General features: G+C 67.5%; 17 protein-coding genes. 16 read left to right on the top strand and 1 reads right to left on the bottom strand.

Annotated elements, in window-relative coordinates:
- Positions 1-264: 264 nt before the first annotated feature.
- From AB1824_04565 to AB1824_04505, 13 genes are all read left to right on the top strand, one after another.
- The gene (locus AB1824_04565) at positions 265-1,251 is read left to right on the top strand and encodes a MoxR family ATPase (GenBank protein ID MEW5764229.1); all 987 of its coding nucleotides are present in this window, start codon (positions 265-267) and stop codon (positions 1,249-1,251) included.
- A 22-nt stretch (positions 1,252-1,273) separates the two neighbouring features.
- The gene (locus AB1824_04560) at positions 1,274-2,155 is read left to right on the top strand and encodes a DUF58 domain-containing protein (GenBank protein ID MEW5764228.1); all 882 of its coding nucleotides are present in this window, start codon (positions 1,274-1,276) and stop codon (positions 2,153-2,155) included.
- Positions 2,152-3,102, top strand: a complete 951-nt coding sequence (locus AB1824_04555; GenBank protein ID MEW5764227.1) for a hypothetical protein — start codon at positions 2,152-2,154, stop codon at positions 3,100-3,102. Before AB1824_04560 ends, AB1824_04555 begins: the two co-directional genes overlap by 4 nt.
- The gene (locus AB1824_04550) at positions 3,099-4,100 is read left to right on the top strand and encodes a VWA domain-containing protein (GenBank protein MEW5764226.1); all 1,002 of its coding nucleotides are present in this window, start codon (positions 3,099-3,101) and stop codon (positions 4,098-4,100) included. The genes AB1824_04555 and AB1824_04550 overlap by 4 nt, the downstream gene beginning before the upstream one ends.
- A complete protein-coding gene (locus tag AB1824_04545) occupies positions 4,097-5,722 on the top strand; it encodes a VWA domain-containing protein (GenBank protein ID MEW5764225.1) in 1,626 nt (541 codons plus the stop codon). Before AB1824_04550 ends, AB1824_04545 begins: the two co-directional genes overlap by 4 nt.
- Before the next feature lie 112 nt (positions 5,723-5,834).
- Positions 5,835-6,272 carry an Rrf2 family transcriptional regulator gene (locus AB1824_04540; GenBank protein MEW5764224.1) on the top strand — a complete coding sequence of 146 codons (438 nt, stop codon included), beginning with the start codon at positions 5,835-5,837 and terminating at the stop codon, positions 6,270-6,272.
- Between the two features lie 87 nt (positions 6,273-6,359).
- Entirely contained in the window at positions 6,360-6,971 is a 612-nt protein-coding gene (locus AB1824_04535) for a hemerythrin domain-containing protein (protein MEW5764223.1), read from the top strand.
- A gap of 70 nt (positions 6,972-7,041) precedes the next feature.
- Entirely contained in the window at positions 7,042-9,348 is a 2,307-nt protein-coding gene (locus AB1824_04530; GenBank protein MEW5764222.1) for a nitric-oxide reductase large subunit, read from the top strand.
- 60 nt (positions 9,349-9,408) lie between these two features.
- Positions 9,409-9,756 carry a cupin domain-containing protein gene (locus tag AB1824_04525; GenBank protein ID MEW5764221.1) on the top strand — a complete coding sequence of 116 codons (348 nt, stop codon included), beginning with the start codon at positions 9,409-9,411 and terminating at the stop codon, positions 9,754-9,756.
- Positions 9,757-9,808: 52 nt separating this feature from the next.
- The gene (locus tag AB1824_04520; GenBank protein MEW5764220.1) at positions 9,809-11,107 is read left to right on the top strand and encodes an alginate export family protein; all 1,299 of its coding nucleotides are present in this window, start codon (positions 9,809-9,811) and stop codon (positions 11,105-11,107) included.
- A 15-nt stretch (positions 11,108-11,122) separates the two neighbouring features.
- Positions 11,123-11,596 carry a cytochrome c nitrite reductase small subunit gene (nrfH, locus tag AB1824_04515; GenBank protein MEW5764219.1) on the top strand — a complete coding sequence of 158 codons (474 nt, stop codon included), beginning with the start codon at positions 11,123-11,125 and terminating at the stop codon, positions 11,594-11,596.
- Positions 11,597-11,713: 117 nt separating this feature from the next.
- Entirely contained in the window at positions 11,714-13,114 is a 1,401-nt protein-coding gene (locus AB1824_04510; protein MEW5764218.1) for an ammonia-forming cytochrome c nitrite reductase subunit c552, read from the top strand.
- Positions 13,115-13,161: 47 nt separating this feature from the next.
- A complete protein-coding gene (locus AB1824_04505; GenBank protein ID MEW5764217.1) occupies positions 13,162-14,442 on the top strand; it encodes a multiheme c-type cytochrome in 1,281 nt (426 codons plus the stop codon).
- A 227-nt stretch (positions 14,443-14,669) separates the two neighbouring features.
- Here AB1824_04505 and AB1824_04500 read toward each other — a convergent pair whose 3' ends face one another.
- The gene (locus AB1824_04500) at positions 14,670-16,184 is read right to left on the bottom strand and encodes a bifunctional UDP-sugar hydrolase/5'-nucleotidase (protein ID MEW5764216.1); all 1,515 of its coding nucleotides are present in this window, start codon (positions 16,182-16,184) and stop codon (positions 14,670-14,672) included.
- A 130-nt stretch (positions 16,185-16,314) separates the two neighbouring features.
- On the opposite strand from AB1824_04500, the gene AB1824_04495 reads away from it, so the two are divergent.
- The 3 genes from AB1824_04495 to AB1824_04485 all read left to right on the top strand — a co-directional run.
- Positions 16,315-17,727, top strand: a complete 1,413-nt coding sequence (locus AB1824_04495) for an MBL fold metallo-hydrolase (GenBank protein ID MEW5764215.1) — start codon at positions 16,315-16,317, stop codon at positions 17,725-17,727.
- Positions 17,728-17,838: 111 nt separating this feature from the next.
- Positions 17,839-18,483: a sigma-70 family RNA polymerase sigma factor gene (locus tag AB1824_04490; GenBank protein MEW5764214.1), complete on the top strand. Its 645-nt coding sequence runs from the start codon at positions 17,839-17,841 to the stop codon at positions 18,481-18,483.
- Positions 18,480-19,137: hypothetical protein (locus tag AB1824_04485; GenBank protein MEW5764213.1), on the top strand; the 658-nt coding region annotated here is incomplete at its 3' end. The genes AB1824_04490 and AB1824_04485, both read left to right, overlap by 4 nt.

The raw sequence follows: 19,137 nt of genomic DNA, 5'->3' as shown, positions 1-19,137 counted from the left end.
TCACTTTCAATGCGGGAGGAGGAGCCGCACGACGACAGCGAGCCAGGGGAACGTGGATCGGGCACCGCCTTCCGATTCACCAAGGGCATCCGCCAGCCTGCGGTCGAGAGACCCCCGCGGTGACCCTCGCGTTTGTGCGAACCCGCCGGGTCGCCTGCGGGACCCGCGCCCGGGGCCCGCCGCACCGCACGTGGTTTCGTTCCGCCCCTTCGGCGCCTTGCGTCTCCCGGTCCGTCCCGCCTACAATCCCGGGGGAGGTCAAGAATGGACGCTCAGGTCAAGGAGGTGCAGAGAAGGGTCGACAGCGAAGCGCCCACCGTGGCGCGCCTCATCAGCGAGGTTCGCAACGTCATCGTGGGGCAACAGGCCCTTCTGGATCGCCTCGTGATCGCCCTCCTGGCCCGGGGCCACGTCCTCGTGGAGGGGGTCCCCGGCCTCGCCAAGACCCTGGCCGTCAAGAGCCTGGCCGGCGCCGTCTCGGCGTCCTTCCAGCGGGTCCAGTTCACCCCCGACCTCCTACCCGCCGACCTCGTCGGCACCCTCGTGTACAATCCCAAGGAGGGGGTGTTCGAGCCCAAGAAAGGGCCCATTTTCACGCAGATCCTCCTGGCCGACGAGATCAACCGCGCTCCCGCCAAGGTCCAGTCGGCCCTGCTGGAATGCATGCAGGAGAGGCAGGTCACGCTCGGCGGGACCACCCACGTCCTGCCCGAACCGTTCTTTGTCATGGCCACCCAGAACCCCATCGAACAGGAAGGCACCTATCCCCTTCCCGAAGCGCAGGTGGATCGCTTCCTCATGAAGGTCGTCCTCACCTATCCCTCGCCCGAGGAGGAGCGCCAGATCATCGACCGGATGGCCACCGCCGAGCCCCCGGCCGTCAAGCCGGTCCTATCCGTGGAGGATGTCCTTCGCGCCCGGCAGGTGGCCGATTCCCTGTACGTGGACGGGCGCATCAAGGATTACGTGGTGCGCCTCGTCCAGGCTACCCGCACTCCCAGCCGCTTCCGCATCTCCGCCGAAGGGTACGTCCGGTACGGCGCGTCTCCCAGAGCGGCCCTCTTTCTCACGCTCGCCGCCAAGGTCCACGCCTTTCTCCGCGGAAGGGCCTACGTGACGCCCGAGGACGTCAAGGCCGTCGGGATGGACGTCCTGAGGCACCGCCTGATCCTCACCTACGAGGCCGAGGCCGAATCCGTCACGCCGGAGAGCCTCCTGTCCCGCATCTTCGAGGGCGTGGAGGTGCCATGAGGGCGCTCCGGGGTCTCCCGCCATGCTAGACATCCAGGAGATCCTCAAGAAGGTCCGCCTCATCGAGATCCGGACCCGCAAGGCCGTGAACGAGGTCCTGGCGGGCGAGTACCACTCCTTGTTCAAGGGCCAGGGGGTGGAGTTCAGGGACGTTCGCCTCTATCAACCGGGCGACGACTTCCGGACCATCGACTGGAACGTGACCTCACGTACCGGCGAACTCCACGTGAAGGAATTCCACGAAGAGCGCCAGCGGACCCTGGTCTTTGCGGTGGACGTGAGCCCGAGCCTCCGGTTCGGCACGGCGGGCCGGCTCAAGAGCGAGGTGTTGGCCGAGGTCTGCGCCCTGCTTGCCTTCTCGGCCATCCGGAGCCAGGACCGCGTGGGGCTCCTCCTCTTTTCGGACCGGGTGGAACTCTTCCTCCCACCCCGAAAGGGAGTCGAGCACGTGCTCCGGCTCGTCCGCGAGATCATGTACTTCGACCCCGCCGGCCGGGGCACGGATTTCGGAGAGGCCCTCTCCGCCCTGAACCGACTGCTTCCCAGACGGGCCACGGTGTTCCTCTGCTCGGATTTCTTGGGCGCGCTGGGTCGGGGCCTGTCCGTCATGGCGCGCCGTCACGACCTCATCGCGCTCTGCGTGGAGGACCCCGCCGAAATCAAGCTGCCCGCCTCGGGGTGGTTGGAATGGGCGGACCCCGAAACCGGACGCCACGGGTGGGTCCGGACGGACTCCGCCGCGCTCAGGAAGCGCTTTCATGCCGCTCGGCTCAGGCAGCGGCGCCAGCTCGCGGAGGCCTTTTACCGGGCCGGGGTGGACGCCGTCACCTTCAGTACGGCCGCGGACGTCGTCCCTCCCCTCGTCGCCCTCCTGAGGCAGAGGGCCAGGAGGCGCGCGGCGTGAAGCGAGTTGGCGGCCTTCTGACCATCCTGTTTTCCTTTTCCCTGTCCGTTCTGGGGGCGCCACCGCCGGGTACCGCCGCCCCCTCATCCCTCAAGGGACGCTGGATCCTCCAAGATCCGGCGCGCCTGGGCGATCTCCTCGTGCTGGAGGCGGCCCTTCCCGTGACCTCCCCCGACTTCTTCATCGAAGGCGACCTCGTTCCCGGGGCCGACTGGGGACCCGGAAGGGTGGTCTCCCTGGCCAAGACGCCGCCGCCTTCTTTTCCAGGGGAACTCCGGCTCGCCGTGACGGTGCAGGTTTTCGCCACCGGCGACGTGGGTTTTCCGGCCGCGCGCATCGCCGTGCGCGACCGCGCGGGCCTTCACGATCGGGTCCTTGCCCCTCCTCCTCTCCACCTGGAGCCGCTCCTGCCCTCCGGGGACGCTCCGCGCCCTCCCCAGCTGGGGCCGCTCCCCCTGCCCCGTGGCCTTCCCTGGGGGTGGATTCTCCTCGCCGCGGCGCTCGTCCTGGGGATCCCGGCCCTCGCCCTGGGCCTGCGGAAGGCCAGGACCCGCTCGGCCTCCCCCCCGCCGAAGCCGACGTTACGGGAAACGGACCCCCCGCTCTGGGCGCGCAGGGAAGTGGAGCGCGTGTTCGCCGAGTGCCTCGATCCGGGCCTCCGTTACGAAACCCTCTCCATGATCCTCCGGGCCCTTCTGGAGTGGCGTTTCGATAGGCCCTTCCTCGAATGGACCGGAATCGAGGTTCGGAAAGGGCTGGCCGATCTCGCCGAACTCCCTCCCGATGCGGGACGCGCCTACGCGTCGGTTCTGGAACTTTGCGACCTGGTCCTCTTCGCGCGCCATCTTCCGGGCGGCGCGGAGGAAGACGCGGCGAGAAGAACCGCCCTGCAGGCGCTCGCCCAGACTCCCCCGAAGGCCCCGCCGGGGACCCGGGAGGCCGCATGAGCCAGATCGTCTTCCGGGATCCCGCCTGGCTCTGGGCCCTCCTGCTCGTGCCCCCATTGGTCGCTTACCGGGGCTTCCTCCTCCGCCGGTTTCGCAGGGCCCTCCCGTTTCCGCCCGCCCTCCAGATCGAAGCCCTGGCGGGACGGGGAACGGCGTTCCCGTGGATTTCCATCGGACTGCTCCTGGCGGGCTTCGCCTTCTTGTCCCTGGCGCTGTCCAGGCCCTCCCTCAAGTCCTCCCGCACGACGGTGTCCACGGAGGGGGTGGCCATCCTTCTCTGCATCGACGTTTCGGGCAGCATGGTCGCGGAGGACTTCCAGCCCAACAACCGGATCGACGTGGCCCGGACGGTCGTCGCCGATTTCGTCCGGCGCAGGCGCGAGGACCGCATGGGGTTGGTCTCCTTCGCCGCCATGCCCTTCCTACGATGCCCCCTCACCCTCGACCACAAGACCCTTCTGACGCTCGTTCAGGAGCTGCGCGCCGTGACCCGCACCGAGATCGACGGAACGGCCATCGGGGACGCCCTCGTGGCTTCCGGCAAGCGGCTCCTGGACGCCCCGGAGAAGAGCCGCGTGGTGATCCTGCTGACCGACGGAGAGAACAACCGCGGCCAATTCGACCCCTTGCAGGCGGCCCAGATGCTGGCTTCCCATCGGATCCGGGTGTACGCCGTGGGAATCGGAAGTTCGGGGGTGGTTCCCTACCCGGTGATCGGCGAAAGCGGGAAAAAGTCCTACCAATACGTGAGGATCGGGTTTAACGAGGAGGTCCTGAAGGCCCTGGCCAAGTCCACCGACGGCGTCTACTTCAACGCCTCGGACGGCCGGGCCCTGGAAAGGGTCTTTGAGGCCATCGACCGGCTCGAGCGCACCAAGGCCCAATCCTCCGGGTACGTCGCCTACCAGGACCTCTTTCTCTACCCTGCGGGAGCCGCCCTGCTCTGCCTGGCGGCCTACGCCCTCTGGGAGATGACCCTGGGGAGGAGCCTGCCGTGACGCCCTTTGCCCATCCCGCGGGCGCGGTCCTCCTGGCCGCCTTTCCCCTCCTGGTCTTGGGGGCGGCCCTGTCGCGGTGGAGGCGAGCCTCCCGCGCCGCCCGGTGGGGAGGAACGGCCAACGTTCGCAGGCTCTCCCTGCTTCCGGCGGGGGAGTGGGACACGGTTCGGAGTTCGGCGATCTGGCTGGCCATCGGACTCACCTTCCTCACCTTCGCCCGTCCCCAATGGGGGGAGGTGGCCGAAAACGTCCGAAGGGTCGGCCTCGACGTGGCCATCGTGCTCGACGTCAGCCGCAGCATGGCCGTATCGGACGTGGCGCCGAACCGGCTCGAGCGGGCCCGCATGGAGGTCCGCTCCTTTCTTTCCTCCACCGAAGGGGACCGGATGGGGCTGGTGGCCTTCGGAGGGGTGCCTCTCGTCCTCTCCCCCATCACGGAGGACACGGCGGCCGTCGCCCTCCTCCTGGACATCGCCGACACCCAGCTCATCCCCCCGCAGGGAACCGACGTCGGGCGGGCCTTGCTCACCGCTCAAAAGCTCTTTCCCGCCCAGCGGGACCGCGACGCCGTGGTGCTCTTGCTCTCCGACGGCGAAGACATGGGTTCCGCCGCCGCCGACGCGGCGCGCAATCTGGCTCGGAACGGCATCCGGCTTTTCTGTATCGGGGTGGGGACCCCGGCCGGCGGACCCGTGCCCGGACCCCGCGGGGAGCCCCTGATGGATCCGGCCACGGGCCACGCCGCGGTCTCCCGACTCGAGGAAGGGGAACTCCGGCAGATGGCGGCCCTGGCCGACGGGCGCTATTGGTCCCTCGGAAGCGGGGGGAGCGCCGTCCCGTCCCTCCTCGAGGAACTGGGCCGCCTCAAGCGCCGGGAGTACGCTTCCAAGAGCCGGGCCACCCGTCAGGAGCAATACCGGTGGTTCGCGGCGCCCGCGCTGGTTCTCCTTCTGGCCGCGCTGGTTCTCCCCGGGCGGAGGCGTCTCCCTTCCCCCGGCGCTCCTTCGGCGGCGAAGACCGCCTCTCGGCGCGCCCCGGCCATCGGGCTCCTTGTCTGGGCGGGCCTCTTGACGGCGGCCCCGCCCGCCTGGTCGAAATCACCCCGGAGCGCCGCGGCCGAAGCCCTGGCCGCTTACCGCGCCGGCGCTCCAGACCGGGCCCTCCAGCTGTATCAGCAGGCGCTGGCGGCCTCCGACGATCCCATCGAAAAGGCGCGCTTGAACTTCAACGTGGGGACCTGCCTTCTGGCCAAGAAGGATCCCCAACGCGCCGCGGACGCGCTGACCCTGGCCCTGGTGACGGAGGATCCCGAGGTCAAGGTCCCGACCCTCTACAACCTGGCCCTCGCCTTGTGCGATTCGGGCTCTCCTGACCGGGCCCTGGCCTCCTTGCGCGGCCTGCTCACCCTCGAGCCAGGCCACCAGCCGGCCAAGATCCTCTACGAGTGGATCTTGAGGAACCGGCCCGACGAGCCCCCTCCTCCCGACGAGCCGCCCCAACCCCCCCCGCCCCACGTCAAGCCTCCCGACCTGCTCGAGCAGCTCCCCATGCCGCCGCCGAAGGAGATGCAGGACCAGATCCGTCCCCCCGAGGACCCTCCGCCGGGAATGAAGCCCTGGTGAAGGAGTCCGTCGGAATGGCGGCGGTCGTCACGACCACTCCACGCGAGGGACGATCGAGTCTCCCTTGACTTTCTCGGCATCACCGCATATACTCATGCTGTGAGGTGGTGAGATGCTCTCTCAGACGTCCCGCTACGCATTGCGCATTCTCGGACACCTGGCCTCCCGTCCGGGGGACTGGGTTCAAGGCGTTCACATTGCACAGGATACGGGCATCCCCGCCAACTACCTCTCGAAAATTCTCAATCAGCTGCGAAAGCGCGGCTTCGTGCTCTCCCAGAAAGGGTGGGGCGGCGGATTTCGCCTCGCCCCCGGCGCGGAAGGGCATCCCATCCTCGAGGTGCTGGAGGTCTTTGACGGGCCCCGCGCCGAAGGCCAGTGCCTGTTCGGACTGGCCCGATGCGACAAGGACAATCCCTGCCCATTGCATACCTACTGGGAGAGCATCCAATCCACCTACTTGGCCATGATGCAGGCCACCAGGATCGCGGATCTCCATGGTCCGGCCCAGGCCGCCCAGACCGGATCCATCGATCCAAACCGCCCATGAACACCCGCCTTCCTCCCCCCCCTCTTTTTTTTCCTCATCAACGCATACGCGCATCCATTGGTCCTGTCAGGACCCCAGGAGGTCCCCATGCACCGTGCCATCGCTGAATTGATGGAGGAACACCGAATCATCGAAAAGGTCCTCGGATCCCTCGAGACCTTCGCTCTGGCCCTTGGCTCCCCGTCTCCGAAGGAGCGGGAGGCCGTCCGAGGGTTCGGGGAATTCTTTCGCCTCTTTGCGGACCGCTGCCATCACGGAAAGGAGGAGGATCGGCTTTTCGCGAAGATGGCCGAGGGAGGGTTCCCCACGGAAGTCGGCCCCATCGCGGTGATGCTTTCCGAACACGTGGAGGGACGCGCATGCGTGGCCGCATTCGTTCGCGCCGGAGATGGCTCGGGCCCCTTGGCGGAGGAGGAACGGAGCGATGTCGCGGAGGCCGTGGGCCGGTACGTCTCCCTCCTCCGGGCACACATCCTCAAGGAAGACAACATCCTCTACCCCATGGCGCTCCAGGCCCTCCCCCTCCACGAACTCAACTCGCTCGCCGAGTCCTACAGGACTTTCGAGCGTGAAGCCGTGGCAGAGGGCGAGCACCAACGCCTCCTTGCCCTGGCGGACAGGCTCGGCTCCTTGTACCCTCCCGACCCCGCACGGGCATCGGAAGCATCCTCCTGCTTCGGCTGTCCAGGCCGGGCGTGAGGCGTACCGCCTTGAGTACAACTCAGAAAGACCTGACACGGATTTCAAGCCACTCCGTTGGGAGGTGACCATGTCCGAACCCGGAACCCCGGCCAGGCTGTCGCCTTGGTGGCGAAGAGCCGCCCTCGGCGTCATGATTTTCGGTTTCTCGATCCTCGTATTCTTGACGTTTCAAACCTATCGGAATGCCCCCCCGATCCCCTCCCGGGTGGTGGATGAACAAGGCGCGGTGTTGTACACGGCCGAAGACGTCGGGAAAGGCCAGGAGGTCTTCTTCAAGTACGGCCTCATGGAACACGGATCGCTCTGGGGTCACGGAGCCTACCTGGGACCGGACTACTCGGCGGCCTACCTCCGCCGCGAGGCGGAAATCACCCGGGACGCCCTGGCCGCCTCGCGGTTCGACATGGCCGCGAAGGCCCTGGATAACACCCAAAGAGGTGCCGTGCTCGCCGAGGTAAAGGACGTCCTCAAGACCAACCGCTACGACGCCGCGACGGGCGTCCTTCTGTACACCGCAGGGGAGGCACGGAGCTTCGCCGTCCAGCAGTCCGAGTGGGCGGACTACCTCGCCAAGGGCGCTCCGGGCCTGCCCGCCTCCTACCTCAAGGGCGCCGACGAGGCCAGAGCGCTCACGGCCTTCCTGGCCTGGTCCTCCTGGGCCACACGAGCCAGCCGGCCGGGGCGTACCTATTCCTACACGAACAACTGGCCCTACGATCCCCTGGCCGGAAACACCCCAACCCCCCAGGCCATCCTCTGGAGCGCCGTGAGCCTCGTTTTCCTCCTGTGCGGCCTGGGAGCCGTCCTCTTCGTCTTCGGGAAGTTCGACTTCCTGGGGTGGAAGGGCGACGCGGGGGAACGGCCCGCCCACCTGAGCCTGCCCAAGGCGACGGCCCTCACGCCGAGCCAGCGGATCACCGCCCTCTTCTTTCTCGTGGTCGTTCTCCTCTTTCTCCTCCAGGTCTTTCTGGGGGGGGCCCTCGCCCACTACCGTGTCGAGCCCGAGGGCTTCTACGGGTACAGCCTCGCGAACCTCCTCCCCTATAACCTCGCCCGAACGTGGCACCTCCAGCTCGCGGTGTTCTGGATCGCCACGGCCTGGGTGGGCGGCGGCCTCTTTCTCGCCCCCCTACTCGGCGGCCAGGAGCCGAAGGGACAGAAATGGGGAGCGCTCGCCCTCCTGGGCGCCCTGGCGGTCGTCGTGTTCGGAAGCCTCTTCGGGGAGTACCTGGGCATCAACAACCGGCTGGGGGAGGTGTGGTTCTGGTTCGGACACCAGGGCTCGGAGTACGTGGACCTGGGGCGCTTTTGGCAGATCCTCCTGGCCGCCGGGCTCGTCTTCTGGCTCCTCCTCATGGTCCGCGCGCTGCTTCCCGCCTTCCGCGACGAGGGCAAAAGAGAGCTGGCGGGCCTTTTCCTCTTCGCTTCCGTGGCCGTGGTGATCTTCTACCTCCCGGCGTTCCTTTGGGGCGCGCGAACCAACTTCGCGGTGATCGACAATTGGCGTTTCTGGATCATCCACCTCTGGGTGGAGGGCTTCTTCGAGCTGTTCGCCACGGTCCTCGTCGCCCTCATGTTCGTCCACATGGGACTCGTCCGAGCGGTCACGGCGAGCCGGGTCATCTACCTGGACGCCATCCTCTACCTCGCCGGCGGAATCGCGGGCACGGCGCACCACTGGTACTTCACGGGGCAGGAGGCCGCGTCCATGGCCATCGGGGCCTGCTTTTCCGCCCTGGAGGTGGTACCCCTCACGCTCCTCACGCTGGACGCATGGGATTTCCTCAAACTTCAAAAGGCGCCCTGCGCCGACTGCGGGAAACCCCTCGCTCTCAAGCAAAAATGGGCGGTCATGTTCCTCATAGCCGTGGGATTCTGGAACTTCCTCGGCGCGGGGGTTTTCGGTTTCCTCATCAACCTGCCCATCGTCTCCTACTTCGAAATGGGCACGACCCTGACGCCGAACCACGGACACGCCGCCATGTTCGGGGTCTTCGGGATGCTCGCCCTCGCGGTCCTCGCTTACTGCCTGAGGGCCCTTGCCTCCGACGGGGCTTGGGGGCGCGCCGAGAAGTTCATCCGCGCCGGGTTCTGGGGACTCAACGCGGGGCTGGGCCTCATGATCGTCCTGAACCTCTTCCCCGCCGGCGTTCTGCAGCTTTATGACGTGGTGCTCAACGGGTACGCCCACGCCCGGAGCGTGGAATTCACGATGACCGGGCTCTTTCACACCACGGAGTGGATCCGCCTCGCGGGAGACGCGACCCTGCTCCTCGCGGGCGCCGTACCCTTCGCCATCGGCGGGATCCTCGCCGTGGCCGGAATCCTGAAGGAGCGCCCAGAAGACGCCCAAAAGACCGTCCATGCCCACTGAACCCCGAAGCGGGCCGGGGCCCCACCTGACCCCGGCCTGCTTCTTTCTTGTGGAGACCCCATGACCGAATCCCTGACCCCCATCGCCCAGGACCTGACCCGGCAGATTCAGTTCGCCGAGCGAGGGATCGTCAGCAAGACCCTCTACGACTCGCCGGCCCTCAAACTGGTGCTCTTTTGTTTTGAGGAGGGACAGACCCTCTCGGAACACACGGCCCCCTTCGAAGCGGTGATCCACGTGGTCGAGGGGAAGGCCACCGTGCGGCTCGGTGACGAAGACCACGAAGCGGCCCCCGGCTCGGTCTACGTGATGCCCAAGGGGCTCGTTCACGCCGTCCAGGCGGCCGGACGGTTCGTCTTTCTTTTGACCTTGGTCAAGGAAAGGCCGCTGGCGACCCTGCGATCCTAGGGCGGCATCGCGCCCGCCCCCGGTCGGGCGTGCTGGACGAGGGAGGCATGCCATGGGATGGGTACGGAGGGGATGGGTCGGAGCCATCTGGTTGTGGGTCGCGCTCACGGCAAAGGCCCAGGGCCTTCCACTCTGGGAAGGCGGAGAGGGGTCCCTCTCCCTCCTCCTGGAGGAAAGGGCCCGTTGGGAGATCCGAGAGGACGCGGACTTCCAGAAGGAAGCGGAGGACCGCAACGCCTTTGTGGGAAACCGCTTTCGGGCCGGCCTGGACCTTCGGTTCGGCACGTCCTTGAGGATTTTTGCGGAGGGACAGGACAGCCGTCACTGGGGCGCCGACGCCGTCCCTGCCAAGATCGCCGGCCGGCACTCCGATCTCCGTCAGGCTTATGTGGAGGTTCGGGGTCTCGGAGGCGTGAAAGGCCTGTCCACCAGGTTGGGCCGCCAGGAACTCTCCTACGGCGAGGAACGTCTCGTGGGAGCCTTCGGATGGTCGAACGTCGGGCGCTCCTTCGACGCCGCCAAGGTCCGTTTCGAATCGAGCGGCGTCTTTCTGGATGCGTTTCTCGCACGGGCCAGGCGAAGGCCTCTTCTCGGGGACACGCCGGACCAGACGCTCTCCGGTCTCTACGCCGGGTTCCTCCAGGACCGCAAGGACCTGAAGGCGGAGGCCTACTTGCTTCTCAAGCGGGACGGGGGACGCACGCCCGGCGAGCTCGGGGGGGAGTTCAGGAGCCGCATCCCGACCTACGGGGGCCGGCTTCTCTGGGCGCCTGGGGCGGGCCTGGAGCTCGCACTCGAATCCGCGTGGCAGACGGGAGAGCGGGGCCCCGACCGGCACCGGGCGGATGCCCAGTCGCTCCGGGTGACCTGGACCCTTCCCTCGGACGCCGGCGTCGCCCTGGGGGCCGAATGGAACCGCGCCTCCGGCGACGAGGACCCCTTGGACGGCCGATCCGGCTCCTTCGACAACCTCTTCCCCACCAATCACAACAAGTACGGCCTCATGGACTACCACAACTGGAGCAACCTTCGCGAGGTCAAGATCTTCGGTTCGGTCCTGATCCGGGAGAAGGTGCGCCTTGAGGTGGAGGTCCACGACTTCCGCCTCGACTCCCCCACCGCCTCCTGGACCTCCGCGGGAGGGGCCCTGATGGGACGCGATCCTTCGGGCGGTTCCGGCGGCCGCGTGGGTCGAGAGGTGGACCTCGCGGTTTCGGGAGGCTTCAAGACGCGGCCCTCGGTGAAATGGCTCGCCGGCGTCTCCCAGTACGATCCCGGCGAGTTCGCGAAGGCCGTCCGGGGGCCCGATCCCAGCCGTCTGGCGTACGTGCAGGTGGCTCTCGCATACTAGCCGAAGGAGGCCCCCATGACCCGCGGCATTCCGAACCTGCCGTCCCCACTCTGGGTCGCGGCCCTGCTCGTGGGCGTCGCGGCGGGCGTCGGATTCTTCACCTTCGGCTACGCCGAGGGCCTCTCCTACTTCAGCCAGGACCCGGCCGCCTGCCGGAACTGCCACATCATGAACGACTCCTTCGATTCCTGGCAGAAATCGGGACACCACGGGGCGGCGGCCTGCGTGGATTGCCACCTGCCCCACGGCTTTGTGGAAAAATACCTCGCCAAGGCGGAGAACGGGTATCACCATTCCCGCGGATTCACCCTCCAGGACTTCCACGAGCCCATCCGCATCAAGGAGAAGAACGCCGGGATCCTTCAAGAGAACTGCGTGCGGTGCCACGGCGAACTCGTTCACGATCTCGTGGCGAGCGCTTCCGCCCGGGCGGGGGGCGTGCGGTGTGTCCACTGCCACGCCGACGTGGGCCACGGTCCGGTACGCTGAAGAGGGGGATCGCTGGAAGAGGGAAACGGGAGACCCAGAACGGTTGACAGCCTCGTTCGGAAAGTCTAAGGGCCGCCAGGTCCCGGAGAGGCCCGGGGCCGGCCAAGGAGGCGGAGGATGGCGCCGGGTTGGACGGGTTGGTGGAAGGAGTCCGGGGGGAGATGGGCCCTCTTCACGGCGGTCGCCGTGGCGGCAGCCGTCGCGAGCGCGGTCGTCACGGCCCTTCTCGTGAACATATTCGAGAGGAAGCAGGAGGCGAAGGACCCGTATCTCAAACTCGTCCAGGTCTCGGAGGAAACGACCGATCCGGAGACCTGGGGGATGAACTGGCCCCGGCAGTTCGATGCCTACAAACGGACGGCGGACGCCACGCGGACGAAGTTCGGCGGGAGCGAGGCCATGCCGGCCCAAAAGCTGGAGCGCGACCCCTGGCTCAAGCGCATGTACGACGGATACGCCTTCTCCATCGACTACCGCGATCGGAGAGGGCACGCCTACATGCTTTTCGACCAGGAACACACCGAGAGGGTGACCAAAAAGGCCCAGCCCGGAGCATGCCTCCACTGCCATGCCTCCATCATCCCCCTCTACCGCCACGTGGGGAACGGGGACGTCATGAAGGGCTTCGAAGAGGTCTGCGCCATGCCCTACCAGCAAGCACACGATTTCAAGGACGAATCGGGGAAGGCCCTGGTTCGCCACCCCGTGTCGTGCGTGGACTGTCACGACCCCAAGAGCATGGAACTGCGCGTCACGCGCCCGGGGTTCCTGAACGGGATCCGGGCCCTGAAGGCCTCCCAGGGCATCGCGGACTACGACCCCAACCGGGATGCCACACGACAGGAAATGCGCTCGTACGTCTGCGGGCAGTGCCATGTGGAGTACTACTTCAAGGGCGAGAGGAAGACCCTCACCTACCCCTGGCACAAGGGCCTCCGGGTCGAGGAGATCGAGGCCTACTACGACGAGGCCGGATACAAGGACTGGACCCACGCGGAGACGGGAGCCCCGGCCCTCAAGGCCCAGCACCCGGAGTTCGAAATGTGGAATCAGGGAATCCACTCCCGCTCCGGCGTCGCCTGCGCGGACTGCCACATGCCCTACGTCCGTCAGGGGGCCCTCAAGATCTCGGACCATTGGGTGCGCAGCCCCCTCGTCAACGACGAGTCCATATCGCGGGCCTGCCAACCCTGTCACCGCTACCCGGAGGCGGAAATCCGAGCCCGGGTGGACCTGATCCAGGAAAGGAACCACGCGCTTCTCCAGCGGGCCGCGTCGGCTTTGATGGACCAATTGGACGCCGTCCGCGCCGCCCAGGCCGGGGGCGCCACCCCCGCCGACCTCGCCCCGGTCCTCGATCTACAGCGAAAGGCCCAGTGGCGCATCGACTTTGTGTCCTCCGAGAATTCCATGGGGTTCCACGCGCCTCAGGAGGCCGCCAGGATCCTCGGGGAGGCCATCGATTACGCGCGGCAAGGCCAGGCCAAGGCCGCCGAGCTGGCCGCGTCGAGACCGTGAGAAAGCGGGCGCGGAGGGCGTCCGCTGGGGTTCATAGGGAGGCTTCGATGAAGAAGAAATGGCTTCGTTTCACCGTCCTGCTGGGGCTTTTCGCGGCGTTCTCCACGGCCGCCGCCGATGGGCCCGACTGCGTGGGATGCCACACCGCCAAAGGCATCACGGGAAGCGCCCTTCGCGACTGGAAGCTCTCCAAGCATGCGGCGGGGGAGGTCACGTGCGCCGAGTGCCACCTGACGGGAGATCCAGCCTCAAAGACCGGCGCCTGCGAGGCGAAGGGCGTCGTCCGGTCGGTCTCCGCCAAGACCTGCGCCCGGTGCCATCCCGATCAGGCGGGGCAGTTCGCGAAGAGCAAGCACGCCGCGGCGTGGGTCGCCATGAACGCCATGCCCACGACCGGGGACCAGCCCCACGCCCTCATGGACGGCATGAAAGGCTGCGGGGGGTGCCACCGGGTGGGCCTGGACGGCGGCAAGTGCGACTCCTGCCACACCCGCCATTTGTTCTCGGCGGCCGAGGCGCGCCGTCCCGAGGCCTGCGCCACCTGCCACATGGGCTTCGACCATCCCCAGTGGGAGATGTACTCCACGAGCAAACATGGCGCCCTCTACATGCAGACCGCCCACAAGACCAACTGGGAGGTCCCCATCAAGGACTGGTACAAGGAGGCCGCCACGGCCTACCCAGACTCGCCGCGGACACCCACGTGCGCCTTCTGCCACATGCCCTCTGGAGACCACGGTGTGAAGACGAGCTGGGGCTTTCTGGCCGTCCGCCTGCCCGAAGACGACCCCGAGTGGATGGCCGACCGAGCCGTCATCCTCCAGGCGCTCGGCGTGCTGGACAAGAACGGCCAGCCCACGGCCCGCCTCGAACTCGTGAAGGCCGGCGACGTGGCGCGGCTGACCAAGGAGGAATGGCAGGCCCGCAGGGACCAGATGATCGGACAGTGCTCCAAATGCCACGGACCCACCTTCGCCAGGGAGGAACTGCAAAAGGGAGACGAGATCATCAAGGCCGCGGACCGGCTCATGGCCCAGGCCATCCAGGAGGTGTACGGCCTGTACCGGGACGGGATTCTGCCCGAACCCAAGGACCGTCCCTTCAGCGTCGACGTTCTGCGCTTCTACGAGGTGGAGCATCCCATCGAGCAGAAGCTCTACGTCATGCTCATGGAGCACCGCATGCGGACCTTCCAGGGCGCCTTCCACATGAACCCCGACTACCAGCACTGGTACGGCTGGGCCGAGATGAAGCGGGATCTTGCGGAAATCAAGGCCGAGGCCGCGCAGATCCGCAAGGCTCACGCAGAGGGGAACGCGAAAAAGTAACCCTCGCGCCGCCTCGAAGGAAAAAAGGGGCGGGGGCATCCCCGCTCCCTTTTCTTTTGGCTCCCCTTGAGAATCTGTGCGTCTCGAAGGGCGGGGCAGGCCGCCCAAGCGCTGGGTGCGCCTGGCTTTGGGCGGGAGAGGCGCCGGGACGCCGCCATCCGCCTGCGGCGGACGGCGATTCAGCTCGGGGGCCTGCACGAATCTCCGGACGAGCTTTTATTTTGCGTTCAATCTCCTGCCCGGACGATCCGCCCTCCCGCTTTCGGGATCCGGAGGTCCGGGCGGGCCAGCTCCCTGCGAAGGATCTCCTGGAGGCTGACGCCGTAGTCCCTCGCGTCCAGGCCGGACTTGAACTCCGCGAGCCCGTCCCCTCCGGAGAGGAGGAATTGGGTGCAGGCCACTCGGTACGCCCTTGCGGGGTCAAGGGGCGCGCCTCCGATTCGGATGGAACGCGCCCCGCCCTTCTCGTAGACGGCCTCGATGCCCGAGACCTGGAGAAAACCGCCCGGCGGGTCTTCCCGGGGCATGGACGCGCACCGGTCGAGAAGGGCCTGGATCTGCTCTCCCGTGAGCAGAACGGTGGTCAGCGAATCGAAGAAGGGCAGGCACGCATAGAGGTCCCGCCCGGTCACCCCGCCGGCGGGCAACCCGGCCCGCAGGGCGCCTCCGTTGATGAAGGCCGCCTCGGCTTTCGACGCCTCCTTCATGGCGTCCGCCACGAAGTCCCCGAGGGGCGCCTCCCCTGTGCGCAGGAGGACCCGGTCCCCGGAGAGCGCCTCCGGCAGGCGTCCGATGACGGCCCCAAGGGCCGCCTCCTCCTTCTCGAGATACGGCCGGAGGAGGGCCGCCGCCTCCCCGCTCTCCCCCGTGGAGGAAGTCACCGGAAGAAGGCGGCCGGTGACGGCGGGCGCGGACGCGCCCGAGAGGGTGATTTCCACCTCTCCGAGGAACCGTCCCCGGTCCCCCGCCTGCACGATGGGCACCCCGTTTTCCACGTGAGGGGTCTCGAGGACCTTGTGGTCGTGTCCCCCCACGATCAGGCCCACGCCTTTGACCTCCTTGGCGATCCGCTTGTCCTGCTCGAACCCGCAGTGAGAGAGAACCACCAGGAAATCCCAATGCCCGGGATTCTCACCACAGAGAGCCGAGAGGGCCGGAACGGGGTCCGAAAACGCGAATCCCTCCGTGTTGCCGGGGGCCGTCGTCGTCGGCGTCTCGGGCGTCGTCACTCCGGTGAAACCCACGGCGAACCCTCCCACCCGGGCCACCATCCACGGTTTCCAGAAGGTGTGGGAGGGTTCGGCCGCGGAAACATTGCACAGGAGCAGGGGGATGCCCGAGCCGGTGATGCGCCGCATCAGCGTGCCCACCCCGAAGTCCCACTCGTGGTTCCCGGAGGTGAGGGCGGACAGCCCCGCCTTCTGCAGAACCTGGAATTCGGGATCCCCCTGGAAGAGCGTCGAGAAGGCCGTTCCCGTGAAGAGGTCGCCGGCGCACACCAGGCGGGTTTCGACCCCCTCCGCCCGGGCCGCCTCGCGGCGGGCGTCCGCCAGACCGATGAGCCGCGCGAGTCCCCCGGACTCCTCTCCCGTTCTGGAGACGACCGGTTCCACCTGCCCGTGGAAGTCGTTGAAATGCAAGATGCGAAGCCGCGCGGGCCTCTCGCGGGTCTCCAATCCGGCCAGAGCGCCGAAGAGGAGAAGGACCCAGGCGAAGGCGATGCCGCTCTTGAGATGGCGCATTTCCCTACCCCCTTGGCCCCATGGTACCACCGGCCCCGTCCAGGAGCCCTTTTCCCCCGGCCGGGGGGCCTTCCGGAGCCCCCGGTTTGAACGCCAGGCCCCCGTGGTCTACCCTGGCCGGGGAGGCACCATGGTCACGCTCACGTCGTACGGAGCCGCGGAAGAGGTCACCGGCAGCCGCCACGTCCTGGAAACGGAGCAAGTCAGGGTGCTCGTGGACTGCGGGCTCTTTCAGGGCAGACGGGAAGAGGCGTACGAGAAGAACCGCCGGTTTCCTTTCCGGCCCTCCTCCCTGGCCGCGTCCGTCAACACCCACGGGCATCTCGACCACTGCGGGACGTATCCACTGCTCGTGAAGGAGGGCTTCTCGGGGGACATTCTCTCGACGCCCGCCACCCGGGACATCGCGAGCCTGGTCCTGATGGACTCGGCGCGCATTCAGGCCTACGACGCTCGATTCCTGGACAAGCAGCAGAGCCGGAATCCCCAGCCGTGGCGCAGGGTTTTCCCCCCCCTGTACGACGAGGAGGATGTAAAGGCCGCCCTCAGACAGTACGTGACCGTGGCGCACCATCGACCCTACCCCCTCGCGCCCGGAATCATGGCCACACTGTACGACGCCGGCCACATCCTGGGCTCCTCTCTGGTTCACCTGGAGGTTCATTCGGACGGAAAGAGCCTTTCGGTGGGCTTCACGGGTGACCTGGGGCGAAAGGGCCTGCCCATTCTGCGGGACCCGGAGGGCCTTCCCCCTCTCGACTACCTCGTGTGCGAGAGTACCTACGGCGACCGCCTCCACGACGAGATCGCGTTCGCCGAGGAGGAGCTGGCCCAGGTGGTCCGGAACACGGTGGAGGCCGGCGGGCGGGTGCTGATTCCGGCCTTCGCCGTGGAGCGCACGCAGGAGCTCATTTACTGCCTTCACAGGCTCCACGACGCCGGGCGCATCCCGCCCGTTCCGGTCTTCGTGGACAGCCCCATGGCCGTCTCCGCCACGGCCATCTTCCGCGCCCATCCGGAGTGCTACGACCGGGAGACCGTGGACGAGTTCCTGAACCGAAACGAGAGCCCCTTTTCCTTCAGCGCCTTGCAGTACATCGCCGACGCGGAAGCCTCGAAGGCGCTCAACTCCCGCAAGGGCCCGTGCGTCATTATCGCCACCTCCGGCATGTGCGAGGCGGGGCGCATCCTCCACCACCTCCTTCACGGCCTGTCGGACCCCAGGAACACTGTGCTCATCGTCGGATTCATGGCGCAGAACACACTGGGAAGGGCGCTCGCCGACAAGAAACCGGAGGTCAGGATCTTCGGAGAGCGCCATCCCGTCCGCGCCCGCGTGAAGATCCTCAACGCCTTTTCCGCCCACGCCGACTATCGCGAAATCGGAGAATGGGTTCTGGCCCAGGACTTGAGCCGCCTGAAGGGAGTCTTTCTGGTCCACGGCGAGCCATCGGCCCAGGCGGCTCTGGCCCGGCACCTGGACGGACTGGGCGTGCGCCCTGTGACCGCCCTGCGCCCCGGGGTGTCCATGGCCCTCACCTGACCTTCCCTCCCGTTTGCCTCCGAGCCTGGACGTTTACCCCGCCCGGAAAGAACTCCCCGTGACGGGGAACCAATCTCCACCTCCGGGGTCTCATCCTCCTGGAGGGTGCGCGTGTCCATCGAATGGGTTTATCCTCTTCCCATGGACGGATTGGATTCCTCCCTGGCGGGCGCGGCCTGCGGGGCAAGCGAGGACGAATGCGACGTGGCCCGTTTTCAGGCCGGCGAGGAAGCCGCCTTCGAGTCCCTGGTCCGGCGGCATGAGAGAACGGTGTACCGCCTCGCGCTCCGCATGCTCCGCCACCCCGAGGACGCCATGGATGCGACCCAGGAAATCTTCATTCGGACGTTCAGGGGACTTCGCTCCTTTCGGGGGGAGGCGGCTTTTCGGACGTGGCTGTACGGAATCGCCCTCAACGTCTGCAGAACCCGCGGGTCGGCCGCGGCAAGGAGAAGCCCCGCCGAGAGCCTCGACCGGACGGGCGATGAGGCCGAAGGGCGGCCCCTGCGGATCGTCAAGGACCCGTCCCCCGACCCCGCGGAGCGGGTCTTGGGAGGCGAACTCTACGCGGCTCTTCAGGCGGCCCTATCGAAGATCTCCGCCGAACACCGGGAGATCCTCGTCCTCAGGGAGGTTGAACAGCTCGACTACGGCGAGCTCTCCTCCCTTCTGGGGGTTCCGGAGGGGACCGTGAAATCCCGTCTGGCAAGGGCGCGACGCGCCCTTCGCGAGACCTTGGAGGGCGTTTGGCCATGACGTGCGAAGAGTTCCTCGACCTCCTGGACGGGGACCTCCCCTTCACCGAGGAGGCCGAGGCCCACCGGTCCGCCTGCCCCGCCTGCGCCCTGGCGGCGGATCGGGAGGAGGCCGCCCGCAGGGGCCTGGCCGCCTTCCGGGACGTCGAGCCTCCCGGGGATCTCCACGGCAGGATCCTCTCCGCTTCAGCGCGGCCCGCCGCCGGACGACTCTGGCGCCGCGCGGCCTGGGCGGCTCCGATGGCCGCCGTTCTCCTGCTCGCGCTCCTGGGGGGGGTCACCCTCGTCCGCTCCTTCCGCTCCTCCTTCACTTCGGACGAGGGTCTTCGCCGGCCCACGGTCATGGCGCCCCAGCCCGCCGTGGAGAGGAGCCAGACCGCCGCGCCCATGGACCAGCGGAGCCCCTCCCCCGAGCCGGAAACGAGCCCCGGTCGCAAGGAAAGCCGTGAGGGAGACAACCTCCTTCCTCCCCCTCCCCCTCGTCCGGCGGGAGTGACGGGACTCGAAATTTCGCCGGACCTCGCTGAGGTGCACCGCAAAGGAGAGGCCCGCGACGAGGGGGGCGGACCAACCCCTTACGAGACTCCGGCCGAAGAACAGGCCCCGGCCAAGTCGTCGGACCGGACCCGCGAGGTCGCCGCGGCGCCGCCCACCC

It is taken from the genome of Acidobacteriota bacterium, from assembly GCA_040752915.1.
In the GTDB taxonomy this organism is placed as follows: Bacteria; Acidobacteriota; UBA4820; order UBA4820; family DSQY01; genus JBFLVU01.
This window is presented reverse-complemented; position numbering and strand designations above follow the sequence as displayed.

What these genes read in the sequence shown, in the direction of transcription:
- AB1824_04565 (MEW5764229.1), top strand. Translation starts at nt 265, where the DNA reads ATGGACGCTCAGGTCAAGGAGGTGCAGAGAAGGGTCGACAGCGAAGCG.
- AB1824_04560 (MEW5764228.1), top strand. Translation starts at nt 1,274, where the DNA reads ATGCTAGACATCCAGGAGATCCTCAAGAAGGTCCGCCTCATCGAGATC.
- AB1824_04550 (MEW5764226.1), top strand. Translation starts at nt 3,099, where the DNA reads ATGAGCCAGATCGTCTTCCGGGATCCCGCCTGGCTCTGGGCCCTCCTG.
- AB1824_04540 (MEW5764224.1), top strand. Translation starts at nt 5,835, where the DNA reads ATGCTCTCTCAGACGTCCCGCTACGCATTGCGCATTCTCGGACACCTG.
- AB1824_04535 (MEW5764223.1), top strand. Translation starts at nt 6,360, where the DNA reads ATGCACCGTGCCATCGCTGAATTGATGGAGGAACACCGAATCATCGAA.
- AB1824_04530 (MEW5764222.1), top strand. Translation starts at nt 7,042, where the DNA reads ATGTCCGAACCCGGAACCCCGGCCAGGCTGTCGCCTTGGTGGCGAAGA.
- AB1824_04525 (MEW5764221.1), top strand. Translation starts at nt 9,409, where the DNA reads ATGACCGAATCCCTGACCCCCATCGCCCAGGACCTGACCCGGCAGATT.
- AB1824_04520 (MEW5764220.1), top strand. Translation starts at nt 9,809, where the DNA reads ATGGGATGGGTACGGAGGGGATGGGTCGGAGCCATCTGGTTGTGGGTC.
- nrfH (MEW5764219.1), top strand. Translation starts at nt 11,123, where the DNA reads ATGACCCGCGGCATTCCGAACCTGCCGTCCCCACTCTGGGTCGCGGCC.
- AB1824_04510 (MEW5764218.1), top strand. Translation starts at nt 11,714, where the DNA reads ATGGCGCCGGGTTGGACGGGTTGGTGGAAGGAGTCCGGGGGGAGATGG.
- AB1824_04505 (MEW5764217.1), top strand. Translation starts at nt 13,162, where the DNA reads ATGAAGAAGAAATGGCTTCGTTTCACCGTCCTGCTGGGGCTTTTCGCG.
- AB1824_04500 (MEW5764216.1), bottom strand. Translation starts at nt 16,184, where the DNA reads ATGCGCCATCTCAAGAGCGGCATCGCCTTCGCCTGGGTCCTTCTCCTC.
- AB1824_04495 (MEW5764215.1), top strand. Translation starts at nt 16,315, where the DNA reads ATGGTCACGCTCACGTCGTACGGAGCCGCGGAAGAGGTCACCGGCAGC.